13 protein-coding genes are annotated in these 12399 nt (G+C 61.2%); 5 read left to right on the top strand and 8 right to left on the bottom strand.

What is annotated here, in order from left to right:
• Positions 1-41: 41 nt before the first annotated feature.
• From AC1DVN_RS14035 to AC1DVN_RS14020, 4 genes are all read right to left on the bottom strand, one after another.
• Positions 42-878 carry an SDR family oxidoreductase gene (locus tag AC1DVN_RS14035; protein ID WP_477993933.1) on the bottom strand — a complete coding sequence of 279 codons (837 nt, stop codon included), beginning with the start codon at positions 876-878 and terminating at the stop codon, positions 42-44.
• A gap of 173 nt (positions 879-1051) precedes the next feature.
• The gene (locus tag AC1DVN_RS14030) at positions 1052-1771 is read right to left on the bottom strand and encodes a M50 family metallopeptidase (RefSeq protein ID WP_003940327.1); all 720 of its coding nucleotides are present in this window, start codon (positions 1769-1771) and stop codon (positions 1052-1054) included.
• Positions 1768-2955 carry an ATP-binding protein gene (locus AC1DVN_RS14025; RefSeq protein ID WP_256062791.1) on the bottom strand — a complete coding sequence of 396 codons (1188 nt, stop codon included), beginning with the start codon at positions 2953-2955 and terminating at the stop codon, positions 1768-1770. Before AC1DVN_RS14025 ends, AC1DVN_RS14030 begins: the two co-directional genes overlap by 4 nt.
• Positions 2956-3073: 118 nt before the next feature.
• The gene (locus AC1DVN_RS14020; RefSeq protein WP_477993932.1) at positions 3074-4135 is read right to left on the bottom strand and encodes an NAD(P)/FAD-dependent oxidoreductase; all 1062 of its coding nucleotides are present in this window, start codon (positions 4133-4135) and stop codon (positions 3074-3076) included.
• Between the two features lie 123 nt (positions 4136-4258).
• On the opposite strand from AC1DVN_RS14020, the gene AC1DVN_RS14015 reads away from it, so the two are divergent.
• Positions 4259-5113: a hypothetical protein gene (locus AC1DVN_RS14015; protein ID WP_387403277.1), complete on the top strand. Its 855-nt coding sequence runs from the start codon at positions 4259-4261 to the stop codon at positions 5111-5113.
• Positions 5114-5189: 76 nt separating this feature from the next.
• On the opposite strand, the gene AC1DVN_RS14010 is transcribed toward AC1DVN_RS14015, so the two are convergent.
• From AC1DVN_RS14010 to AC1DVN_RS14000, 3 genes are read right to left on the bottom strand one after another with little or no spacing between them, the layout of a single operon-like run.
• Positions 5190-5630, bottom strand: a complete 441-nt coding sequence (locus AC1DVN_RS14010; RefSeq protein WP_336503731.1) for a MaoC/PaaZ C-terminal domain-containing protein — start codon at positions 5628-5630, stop codon at positions 5190-5192.
• The gene (locus AC1DVN_RS14005) at positions 5627-6076 is read right to left on the bottom strand and encodes an FAS1-like dehydratase domain-containing protein (RefSeq protein WP_019745537.1); all 450 of its coding nucleotides are present in this window, start codon (positions 6074-6076) and stop codon (positions 5627-5629) included. Before AC1DVN_RS14005 ends, AC1DVN_RS14010 begins: the two co-directional genes overlap by 4 nt.
• Positions 6077-6085: 9 nt before the next feature.
• Positions 6086-6730 (bottom strand): TetR/AcrR family transcriptional regulator, encoded by a 645-nt coding sequence (locus AC1DVN_RS14000; protein WP_003939902.1) that lies wholly within the window; start codon positions 6728-6730, stop codon positions 6086-6088.
• Between the two features lie 112 nt (positions 6731-6842).
• On the opposite strand from AC1DVN_RS14000, the gene AC1DVN_RS13995 reads away from it, so the two are divergent.
• Positions 6843-7724 carry an alpha/beta fold hydrolase gene (locus AC1DVN_RS13995; protein ID WP_195790828.1) on the top strand — a complete coding sequence of 294 codons (882 nt, stop codon included), beginning with the start codon at positions 6843-6845 and terminating at the stop codon, positions 7722-7724.
• A 73-nt stretch (positions 7725-7797) separates the two neighbouring features.
• Positions 7798-8244, top strand: coding sequence for a hypothetical protein (locus tag AC1DVN_RS13990; protein WP_317559427.1), 447 nt, complete (start codon positions 7798-7800; stop codon positions 8242-8244).
• A 34-nt stretch (positions 8245-8278) separates the two neighbouring features.
• On the opposite strand, the gene AC1DVN_RS13985 is transcribed toward AC1DVN_RS13990, so the two are convergent.
• Positions 8279-8578 carry a DUF4259 domain-containing protein gene (locus AC1DVN_RS13985; protein ID WP_223304584.1) on the bottom strand — a complete coding sequence of 100 codons (300 nt, stop codon included), beginning with the start codon at positions 8576-8578 and terminating at the stop codon, positions 8279-8281.
• A gap of 1421 nt (positions 8579-9999) precedes the next feature.
• Between AC1DVN_RS13985 and AC1DVN_RS13980 the strand changes: the two genes are divergently transcribed.
• Complete coding sequence (locus AC1DVN_RS13980) at positions 10000-10137, top strand: hypothetical protein (protein WP_021345701.1); 138 nt, start codon at positions 10000-10002, stop codon at positions 10135-10137.
• A 302-nt stretch (positions 10138-10439) separates the two neighbouring features.
• Positions 10440-12395: an ABC1 kinase family protein gene (locus tag AC1DVN_RS13975; protein ID WP_477993931.1), complete on the top strand. Its 1956-nt coding sequence runs from the start codon at positions 10440-10442 to the stop codon at positions 12393-12395.
• Positions 12396-12399 lie beyond the last annotated feature (4 nt).

Genomic DNA, 12399 nt, shown 5'->3' with positions numbered 1-12399 from the left:
GTATCTAGCGATTTGGCTAGATACCTGTAGATCGCCCGAGATCACGAAATTGGAGCGTCGACGAAGATGTCGATCGCCAACGGTGACTGACCGCCGTACTGCGAGAAGTCCGAAATCCCCGCCTCGCGCAGGACATCGACGTCGAGCACCGTGCGACCGGTATCCGTGCCGGCGGGACGTCCGAGAATCTCGATAGCCGCATCAGCCATGATCTCGGGTGAACGCGAGTGATCGATACTTTCGTCTCCCCCGAGCAGGTTTCCGACGGCCGCCGTGGCGATCATGGTCTCCGGCCACAGACAATTACTCGAAATCGGTGCACCTGAATACTCCGCGGCGATACCCAAGGCCGCCAATGTCATTCCGTATTTGGCCAGCATGTAGCCCGGATGAGCACCCAACCAGTGCGGCGAAAAGTTGAGCGGTGGCGACAGCGTCAATACGTGCGCGTTGGCCGAAACCCGAAGGTGCGGAAGGCACGCTCGGGTGAGCGCGAAGGTGCCACGGACGTTGACCTGCTGCATCAGATCGAATCGCTTCATCGCGAGGTCTTCGGTTTTCGAAATGTCGAGGACGCTCGCGTTGTTGACCACGATGTCGATACCGCCGAAGTGCCCTACCGCTGCATCGACGGCGTGCGTGATGTCGTCGTCGTTCCTCACGTCACCGACGACGGGAACGGCATGACCCCCAAGCTCGTTCAACTCGTCCACAGCCGTGTGGATTGTTCCGGGCAACCGGGGGTCAGGCGTATCGGTCTTGGCGAGCAACACGATATTTCCGCCGCGGCGCGCTATCGCACGGGCGATGGCAAGTCCGATGCCACGGCTTCCCCCGGACATGATCGCGGTTCGTCCGCGGAAGTTCTTGTCGTCCAAAACGAATCCTTGTCATCGTCGACGGTCTTCGTCGCTGCGGGTGTGGCCGCGGGAAGTCCCGGCGCGACCACTCGTCGACTTCCACGATATGAGCGCCTTCACGCGATGACTACGTCCGCGGAGCATCAATAATCGTTGATCCATTGTCCCGTCAGGACAACTGATCAATGCGGTCAGCCACCCACCGGGCGCAGGATCCACCATCCGCCGAGCACGAGCACCGCGACGTTCACGAGCAGAAACAAACCGACCCAGACGATCGCGGGTATCGGTGAGAGCCTGGCCAATTGGTCGGCGTCCGAGTCCGGTGCCCCGCCTCGCCGCATTCGCTGCCGTTGAAGTTCCACGACCGGGCGCGGTCCGGCAAAGAGCAGGAAGAGCGTCAAGAAGTAGGCAGCAGCCACCTGCTGCTCCTGGGTCCCCCACCAGACGAGTCCGAACAACACGGCTCCCACCACGGCAAGTGAGAAGACTCCGTAGAGGTTTCGGATCAGAACCATCATCACCGCGATCACGAATACGCCGATCCACAACACCGAGACCGCACGCTGCGCGCCCAACAACCCGGCCGCGCCGAGTCCGAGAATCGACGGTCCGACGTACCCCGCGAACGTCATCAGAATGACGCCGAAGCCGGTCGGTTTGCCCGACGAAATCGCGACACCCGACGTATCCGAATGCAGGCGAAGACCTTTCAGCCGTCGACCGACCAGGACGGCGACGATCAGATGAGCGCCCTCGTGTGCGATGGTGACGACGTTGCGGGCGATCCGCCACAGGTGTGGTTCGAGAACGATGATCACGGCGATCAACGCGGCCAGTTGAACCACCCACGCCGGCGGATTGGGACTGAGCGCCGCCACCCGATCCCACGCGGTTTCGAGCGCGTTCACTCCGCTTGTCCGCGCAGGTATCGGCCGAAGTGCGGGACCGTGAATCCGATGGACCCACGTTCTGCCGAATAAATCAGTCCCTTCTTGATCAGTCCATCGCGTGCCGGCGACAGGGAAGCCGGCTTGCGCCCCAACTCGACGGCGATCTTCGCGGTTGCGACGGGTCCGTCGTCACCGGCGAGATCGGCCATGGCGCGCATGTACTCACGCTCCGCGGGCGTTGCTCGCTCGTACCGTGATCCGAAGAAGCCGACAGCGAGTTCTTCCTCAGCCGTCGGCGCGCCGACGCGCACGTCTTCTGCCGTGATCGGACTCGACGCCGCCACATCCCACGTGGCCTTTCCGTAGGCCTGAACGAAGTACGGGTACCCGTCAGCCGCTTCGTAGAGGGCATCGAGCGCGGATTCGGTGAACTCGACGTCCTCACGCTCAGCAGGCGCAATCAGTGCCTGATCTGCAGCTTCACGCTCGAGGCGGTCGATCCGGTGGTAGCTGAACAGGCGCTCCGAGTAGCTTTTCGACGCCGACAGCACAGCAGGCAGATGCGGAAGCCCCGCCCCGACGACGATCAACGGTGCCGCGTCCTGACTCAACTCGTGGCAGGCCCCGCAGATCGCCGAGACATCCGCGGCAGCGAGGTCCTGCATCTCGTCGATGAAGATTGCGATCCCGACGCCGACATCCCTGGCCAGCGACGACGCGTCGAGCAGCAACTCGACCAGGTCGATCTCGATGTCGCCGCTGTCTGCCCGGCCTTTGATCGCGGGTGCGTCGATGCCTGGTTGCCAGCGCTCGCGCATTCCCTTGTCCGCAGTGGCGCGTAGGGCAAACGATTTGAGGACTCCGAGGAACTGCTCGACCCGCTCCGGATCGCGATGGGAGACCGCGATCTCTCGGACTGCCATGTGGAGCGCTGACGAGAGTGGGCGTCGTAAATCCTGATCGGGGCGCGCCTCGATCTTGCCGGTCCCCCAACTTCGGGAGATCGCGGCCGAGCGCAACTGATTGAGCAGGACGGTCTTGCCGACGCCACGCAAGCCGGTGAGGACAACACTTCGTTCCGGGCGGCCACGCGCAATTCGCTCGAGAACGACGTCGAAGGCGTCGATCTGCTTGTCGCGCCCGGCGAGTTCCGGCGGGCGTTGACCGGCACCGGGGGCATACGGATTGCGCACGGGGTCCATGCCCATCGACGGTACAAGCCGAGTAGACGAATATCCCGCTCTCTAGCGCGTGTCCTAGAGAGAACTAGGAACCGCAATATCGGCTCGACCTTGTCGAACCGGGCTCCGGCATCGTCGTCTAACCGTCCAGGCTCGACGCTCGGGCGAAGTCCCCGGCCACGTGGGCTCCAATTGCTCCGGCCAGAATGATCGCCGGATGCGTCGCGGCCAGATAGAGCCCCGACACGCCTTCGGCGAAGCCCAGCAGCGGGCGGCCACCACGCGGGATGGGACGGTCAGCGACTACCGCCTCGATCAGTTCCACTTGGTCACCGTCCTCGAGTTGACTGCGGATCGCGTGCAGCGTCGGCCCCGCAAGCTCACGAGCATCTCCGGAGAACCCGGCCGGAACATCTTCAGCCGCAATCAGTGTCGTGTCGTCCAATTGCCGGATCTCGAAATCCGGAGAGGACAGTATTCCGTTCACCAATGGGTGGGGCGTCGAGAATCTGATGAGGCAACACGGGGAGGCGTCGACCTCGACGTCGACTCCCGCCGACGCCGCGAGTCCAGGGATCGCGGTACCCGCAGCGAGCACGGTGGCCGATCCGTAGACGGGACCGTCGGCAGTCATTACTCCGTACACTCTCATGCCCTCCGTGAGCACCCCGCGCGCACTGACATCGGAATACACTGTGGCACCGCACTCTTCGGCACCTCGCAGGAGCGATCGAGCGAACGCAACCGGGTCAACGCCACCGTCATCAGGCGCGTACGCTGCGACCGAGGGGGCCGTCCGCAATCCCGGCTCACGAGCAAGGATTTCCTCTTTACCGATGAGGTCGACGGGATGGCCGAGTGCTCGATGAGCATCTACGAACGCTCGAGTCTCCGCTTCCGTCTCTTCCCAGGTGATCGCGCCTCTGCGGCGCAAACCGATTGGCTCGACGAGTTCGCGCTCCATGCGGTCGAATTCGACTGCAGCGCCTTGCCGGAACGGATCTGAGTAAGTTTCTGCGGCACTCTTCGAGAGGCCGACCCAGGCAAAGGAGTTGCCGGTCACCCCTCCGGCCACCGAGCCGTGCTCCAGCACGGTGACTCGGAGACCAACGCGCGCCAGGTGATACGCGATCGACGCGCCGACGACACCGGCACCAATCACCAGGATCGGTCTGTCGTTTCGACCATTCGGATGCGTCACCAGTGGACCATATCTGCGAGCCGCGACCCGGATCCACTCAATTTGGATGCGAGGACTTCGGCGGTTAACGGAGGACTAGGCCTGTTCCCGCTCGGCGTACATCGGGAACGATACGGTGGGCTCATGCTCTGGCGTTGGTTCGCAGTCGTGATCGTCATCCTCGCTGTTGCCGGCATTTGGCACGTGACCATCCCCGATCGACCAGTTGCCGTAATAGTCGACGCCGAGACGCTGGGGTGCGCGACCCCGTATCCGATCGGCCCGCTCCAGACGACATCAACGGCGACGGTTCCAGACGATTTCGTACCCGTCGCCGCAGTCACGTGCGACCCGTTTGTCAGCGACAACGTGGCAGCCGACCGAACCGTCAGCTTCTCTGCTCATCGTTGGGAGGGCGATTTCAGTCGGGCGGTGGAAATGCTGAACCGCTCGTCCGCGCACAAGACTTGGTTCCCCGAAGGCTGCGGTGACAACTACAGCCTGGCTGTCCTGGACCAATTCTGGTTGGTCGACGATCGAGGCCGAGCAACTCGGCCGGGGTATCCCTCCGATTCGTGTGGACTGCCGAAACCCGGTGGCCTGGCCGCCATCAAGGAACTGACACCGGTCGGCAGTACCGAACACCGAATAGCGTTGTCCGACGACCAGATCTACGAACTGTCGCATTGTCGGCCGGCCTACCGACCAGCCACAACAGGTACCGCGGCGCTGACGTCGCTGTCGGCGGGCAGCGTTTTCTGCCGATTCTCCGCCACCGAATTCGTAGGCACATCGTCTACGACGGAAACCTTCGACGGACTTTCACCCGCTCCCGACTGTGACGCGGTGGCCACCGAGGTGGCGTCGACGATCTACGTGGACCGTCCTACGAACGAGGAACGATTACTCACCGTCGAGATCGACGGCTGTCGGCGCGTCATCGCCGACGGATACGCACCGATGCAAGCGTCGGACAAGCTGTTGGTGTCTTTCCGGTAGTGCTGCGCCACAATGCAGTTGATCTCCCGCCCGGATGCGTAGGTCCCGATGTGACCAGTGACAGCCCGCAATCCTGTCAGGCGCCCGGGAACTGAAGGTGCGCCTGGGTCTTTCCCAGAACCGTCTGGCCCTTGTGCATGACGGTGACATCGATACGCACAGTCCGCGTTGTGGAGTCGATCCGCGCGATCTTCGCAGCGATGGAGAGATCAGCACCATCGACGGCATCGACTACGACGGGTCGAGTAAAGCGAGTTTCATACGAGATCACACCGCTCGGGTCACCAACCCAGTCGACGATGGCCTGCAAAGCAATTCCGGCAGTGAGCATTCCGTGCGCCAGAACTCCCGGTAGCCCAGCCGCAGCAGCGATTGCGTCATTGAAATGGATCGGGTTCATGTCGCCGGAGGCACCGGCGTAGCGAACTAGGTCATCACGAGTGAGGACCAGATCAACCTTCACGACGATGTCACCAAGGACGAGGTTTTCGAAAACCGGCACGACGGGTACGGTCATGCGCCTTCTCCTCGCGCCAGCAGGGTCGAGGTGACCGTCGCAACCAAAGCGTCGGTCACGTCGTGAATCTCGGAAACTGTCGACAGGATCGCACTGCCTGCTCGCACTGTCACCCCTGTAATCGTCAGTGTCGTAGACAGGTCATCGCCGGCGACTATCGGACGCTGATGCTCGATCTTCTCGGAAGTATGCACCACACGAGTCGGATCGAGCCCAGTATCTGGCGTGCGCAACAGTGCCATGATCGCTCGTTGCTGGACAACGGTTGTGAATGTTGTCGGCGCGATGACATCGACGAACCCGGCCTCTCTGGCGACACCGACATCATGGTGCAAGGGATTGCTCGAACGCACCGCCAGAGCGAACTCGCGAATCTTCTCGCGCCCGACAAGGTACGAAGACGAGGGAAACACCCGGCCGGCGAGCGCTGGGTTCACAGGAGACATCCCGGAATACTAACGGCGGCCGACTTCGGGTTGATTCGTGGCCTGAGGTCTCGTCGGCCCGAGAATGCGATCGAGGAGACGCTCAACCAACTGGACCGCCAATTCTGCTGTGGCGTAGCCGGGAAGCATCCCCTGGGCGAGCCCGGCGACAGCCGCCAGAATGAGCTCGGCGTCGAGGTCGGGATCCATTGACGGCGCAACCGCGTCCCGATTGGTCACTCGTTGAAGCTGGCCGGAAATGAGCGCTGTCAACTCTCTTGGGGCAGTGAGGGTTTCCTCGGCGGCGATTCCTTGTCCGGTCAGTGCGGCAGCGTGGAAGGCACCGAGAACAATCGCTTCCTCCCGACGTTGTCGATCGAGTGGGAGCATGCCGACAAGGAACGCTGAAATAACCTCGCGGGGTGTCGCTTCCGCGCCAAGAACAGACAACTCCTGCATCAAGCGAGCACCCGCATCCTGACGCACAGCTTGATGCGTCGCGAGAAGGAACTCCCGCTTCGTGCCGAAGTAGTACTGCACAAGTCGCACCGAAATCCCAGCCTCGGCAGCAACGGACTGAAATGTCACCGCCGCGAGCCCACCGTCGACAATCACTCGCCGCACCGCATCGGTGATCTCCCGTTGCCTCACTTCATGGTCGACGAGTCGCGGCATGAGGCTGTCCTTCCCCTTTCGAATGGATGACTTTGACTCGTTAATGATACGCACGTACCGCATTAGTGATACGGTCATACCATCAAAATTGAAAGCAGCGAGAGGGAGGCTCATGCCGAAGATCGGACGATTCAAGAACGAGGCATCAAAGCAGGCGTACGAGAGCATCTACCGAGAACTAGAGGACACCTGGCCGGTTCCGTCGACACAACTCGACGTGCCGACATCGTTCGGAACCACCCATGTCCGTAGGTCGGGGACCGGCACGGAGACGCCGATCGTCCTGCTGCACGCAGTCGGCGCCAATTGTCTGCAATGGCACATCGTCATCGAGGACCTGTGCCGGGACCGAGTCGTTTATGCGCTGGACACGATCGGTACTGCAGGCCGCAGTGTGCAGACCGCTCCATTGACCGGGGAATCCGACTTCGCCACCTGGGTGGGCGAGGTATTGAACGAACTCAAGGTCGATCGCGTCCACCTGGTCGGCTACTCGCATGGTGCGTGGCACGCCGTTCTAGTAGCACTTCACGCCCCTGAACGACTGGCGAGTGTGACCCTAATCGAACCGGGTGGAGTCTTCGACAAGCCCTCGTGGCGTGTGCTGCTGAAGATGATCCGCGCCGGTATGCGCCGCACCGACAAGAATATTCGCAAGCTCAACGATTGGCTGTCCCCCGGGTACGTCATCGGCGATCGCGAGTTCGCTTTGGTTACAGAGGCATTGAACTACCGGCCCGGTGTCGGGTGGGCACGAATGCTCAAAGATGCAGAAGTGCAGTCGATCTCGGTTCCAATGCTCGTAATCTCCGGCGCTGAGACGGTGGTCTCCAGCCCCGAGCAGGTGGCCGCGAGGTTAGCTGATCTTGTACCTGAAGCCGAAGTGGAGATTTATGCCGGAACCGGCCACGGAATCCTGGGACACATACCTGATCGGGTAATTCCCCGACTCATGAAGTTCGTCCGCAATCATGACGACGCGAAGCGGACGTGATCTCGCGGACCAGCCGCCGACAAGGTAGTGATGAAGCCGGTCAATCAGCTGGCCAAGGCGGTACAACTGACAGATGAGAACATTCCTCTCCGACCGCCGCGGTCAGGTAATGGTGGCCGTTGCCGCCGCCATTTTGGTCGTAGTGGGAGGTCTGTGGTGGACGAAGACCATCTCCTTCACCGAAACTGCAGTAGTTCAGTTCAGTAGTAATCGAACCGGACTCTACGACGGGTCCCCGCGCGATGCGTACATCGGCGAACGGGAAGCCTCCAACGGCATGTCTGTTCCTGCTGAAAAACTCGCGCAGATACTCGGCGGCAGTGCTTCCGACTACGAGTCCGATCTGACGATCACAGATGCGGACGTACCTGGGCTCGCGGTGACGGCCCGAGGTCGAACCCCTAGCGCTGCCCGAGCATTGGCGACCGACGCCGCCGAAGCTCTCTGTTCGATGTTCGAAGAAGCCAACGCAATGACTTCCGGAGGGTTCACGTTCACCGTCGTTCCACCCGGGAACTGACGGATCTATGGTCAGTAGCGCGGCTGCACCAGGTTTATGCCTGTTCCCGCTCGGCGGCGAGGGCGACCGCCTGTTCAAAGGTATGGACGAGCACTGCACGTCGAGCGACCTTGTGATCCTCGTCCGGTTCGAGTTCGTCAATGTAGCCATCCCACACGCGCAGATATCGATCGCGCCAGTCGATCAGCACTTGCGTCGATGGAAACGTCACACCGACTCGTTTCGTCTGGGCAATATCGGTGAGGATCTCGAGCCACGCCGGCACCATCTCCCCGCCCCATTCATCCGGCTCCAGACTCGAATCGTCTTCGAACTCGGCAGTGATGTCGTCCACGATTCGACCGGTCAGGGCCCCCAACCCATCCGCGACGGTGTCACTGTCAAAGTTCCCCGGACCCCAGACTCCCACAAGCCCTCCCATATCGATTGCAGATAAATTCAGGTCGACAGTCGCGTTCCCGTCGCAGCAGGCCGTGAGCGTGCTCGCAGTCGCAGGTCGGCAATTGCAAATTGGAGAATCTGCCGCCCGCTCAGTCAGAGCTTGCGGTCATTGGCGCCCGCCCAAATCGGACTGTCGACTATCTTCCGAAACTTCGGCGACCCACCGATTGCTGAAATTTTGAGCATCAACCAGTTCCAGATTCTCACAGCCACCTCCGCGTCGTATTTCACCGTCAACACTAACCGACCGACGGGACTCTTTTGGCTACCGGTACACCACTATGCGTCGACCAGTTAGATCAGGTGTGAACTCGAACTGGCGCAACAGATCGCCGGGAACTGAAGGAGCGCTTGGGTCTTTCCCAGAACCGTCTGGCCCTTTGTGCGTGACGGCGATTGGTTCTGGGTGCATCGATCCGGTCGGAAGCACTGCGATGTTGTCGGCACACGGAATTGCGCTCGGTGGAGATCGAGGATCCGTATCCACGGGTGTCGCAGGCAATTCCTGAAGATTCGTAGGGGAATTAGCTGCGCATCGCCACCCCCAACAGCGATTCCGTCGATCGTGTAACAACCACACGAAGAACAGCCATCGATCTCCGAAAGGAAGACTGATCCGGCGAGACCGCAAGGTAGTGTCACATCTGCCCAGCAAAACTCGCCACGATCTCGAGAAGACGGTCGGCTCTGCCAACTGCCACCGCTGACGTTACGACGTTGCTGGGCAGGTGTTTACGAAGAAGGATTTCGCACGCGGGGTACCGATCGCTGATGGGACTGATCACCCCTTCTCTGAAAGATGTTGGTAACGAATCGAACCCCGAGCATAGAGGTGCAACGATTGGGCGAGTTGATTCAACGCCCCCGGTGTGCGATCTATCTATTTGCGCCAATCATCCTCGGTAACGGTTTAATTCGCCGAACGGGGCCGGGTACTGCAATAGCTGGTCGAGTATTCGATCACGCGTCTTACGCTAAGGAAGGACCGAGAACATGACTGAAGTAATTTCGTGGATTGTCCAGAATCCGATTGGTGCCGTCGTCGCGTTTGTTGCCGACATCGTAATATTGACGATGTCGTCTGTCGCGGGATACTCGTAACCGAATCCGCCCGTCCTTCACGGTATTCCTAAGTCGAGGAACTACATTCGAAACGCAGAGGGCAACCAACCGCAGCGTACCGTCGGCGCTCGTCACTGACCTTTCGTGGCCTCATATGCCCAACTGCGCCGGGTCCGTACTGACGTCCCTCGTGTCGAGTGTCATACCACCAGTTTCAATCAATCACGCCATCACTACTCAGGAGGAATCACAATGGGTTCGATCAACGCATTCAACGAATGGGTCAACCAAGCTACGTATGCGGGCGACCCGTTTGCCACCGCCATAGCGATCGTCCAGTTCTTCGCGGTGAGTCTCGTCAACCTGTTCACCGGCGGCCCCATTCTTTAAAGGAGCCCACTCGGTTCCACTTCTGCTCGGCGTCCATCGCAGCCTGTTCTTCGGCTGTACAGCTCCGCGCGAAGGGGGCCGGGACATCGCTGACGAGCATGATGCGTAGTTCGGCCTCGCGGATGGTCAGTGAACGCAGCTTTGGACGGTCGATCAGGACGAGTCGCCATCGGAGCGAATGAACACCGAAGTGCCCAAGCATGTTCGACGCTTGGGCACTGTCGGGCTTGTTACCCGTCAGTCGGGGTGGGCTCGGGGTTTTCCTGGATGTATCGCAGATTGCGAACCCGTACGCTATCGCAATGGACTTGATGGTCTGGATCGTCACGACGCCATTTCTTGCGGCAGCACTGGCGGGTGTGATGCGACGAACGCTGGGGACGAGAGTCGGATGGCCACGAACACTTCTGGTCGCGGTGATAGCGCTCTCGGTGGGTGTCCCCCTGTCTGGCTACGCCGCGACATTCGCAGGAATTGCCAGCCAGGACGATCAACTTCTGGTGAGCGTGGGAACAGCACTCATATTCTTCGGGGTTGTCGCGCTATGGGTGTTCGCAGCATGCCTGGCCGCATTGGTTTTCCTCGAAGTCGTGGTTCCTACAGGATCCCTACCAGGTCCGTCGGAAGCATTGCGGCGCAGCCGAAAATCGTGGCGCCGAACGAAGCGGTACGTCCAGATCATGGGCATCGTCGTGCGAGCGGGAGTCGGGCCCGCTCTCCGTGCTGGGCCGTCAGCGCCTCAGTTCGGGGACGCACTGGTGGAAGTAATCAACCGGTGCGGTGTCACTTTCGTCAAGTTGGGACAGATCCTCGGCACGCGAGACGACCTCATACCACCCGAGTTGGCTCACACCCTCTCTTCTCTGCAAAGTTCGGCACGCCCGGCTGATCCCGACCGTATCGCGGAGCTACTGGCATCGGAACTCGGCGACGCACCAGAGTCGGTGTTCGCGTCGTTCGATGTGGAGCCGTTCGCCGCCGCCTCTGTCGCACAGGTACATTCCGCGCGCACCGTTGAAGGCGTCGACGTTGTGGTGAAGGTTCAACGCCCCGAGGCGAGCGCACAAGTGAGCGTGGATTGCGATATCTTCCTTCGCGTTTCGGCGCTCGCGGAGACCCGTTTTCCCTGGGCACGCGATATCGGAGTTCATCGACTCGCCGGGGGCCTCGTCACGTCACTGCTCGAGGAACTCGACTACCGCACCGAAGCAGCGAACACCGGCGCGATTGCTTCCACCATGTCGAACCGCCCGGATATCGTCGTTCCGCATATCTACCCCAACCTCAGTAGCGGACGGGTGCTCGTGATGGAACGTCTTCACGGCACACCGCTCTCCGACGGTGAGGCCGCGCTCATCGGCCTCGACCGCGACACCCGCAGCAGCGTCGCCAACGAACTTCTTGCGTCGTTGCTCGACGGGATCTTTGTCCACGGGGTGTTTCACGCGGACCTGCACCCCGGCAACATCATGATCCTCGATGACGGCCGGGTCGGGCTCCTCGACTTCGGCGCAGTAGGGGTTCTGGACGGCGAGACACGGATCTTGTTCGCCGTGCTCCTCAACGCTGCCCTCGCAGGTGATCCGGTGGCGACAGTCGACGCGATGCTGATGGCATTCGACGTACCGCCCGAAGTGGATCGCGGAGCACTACGTCACCAGGTGGGCCGAGAGATCACCCTACTCAGTGTCCAACCCAATGTTTCCATGGCATCGTTCGCGAGAATGTTCACCGTGCTTCGAGAACACCGAATCGGAGTGCCGGGAGACGTCGCCGCCGCTTTCCGTTCGCTCGCGTCTTTGGAGCGCGCCCTCCGGCTCCTGGATCCGCAGATCGACCTCGTCGCTGCTGTTCGGGCCGAAGTACCCCGACTGTTGACCCAGGTCGCCAGCCCGACTGCAGCCGCGCAGGCAATCCTGTCGACGACGGCGGTCACAACCGCGGTGGTCAGGCGCCTGCCTGGTCAGCTCGACCAGATCGCGACCTCGATCGCATCGGGAAGCTTCACACTTCGCACTCGCTCGGTCGCACACCCCGACGACAGGCGATGGCTACGACGGTCGGCGAACAACGCCCTGGGTATGGCGGCGGGAGTGACCGCGCTGATTGTCGCAGCGATCCTGCTGTTCGTACCTGGCGGACCACAACTCACACCTCAGCTGTCGGGCTATGCACTCGTGAGTGCGGTACTGGGCTTCGTCGGCGTCGTTCTGTGCATGCGGACCGTGTTCCGTTTGTTCACACTCGACAACAGGTAACCGA

The sequence above is a fragment of the Rhodococcus sp. P4_E4 genome (assembly GCF_056401575.1).
This window is presented reverse-complemented; position numbering and strand designations above follow the sequence as displayed.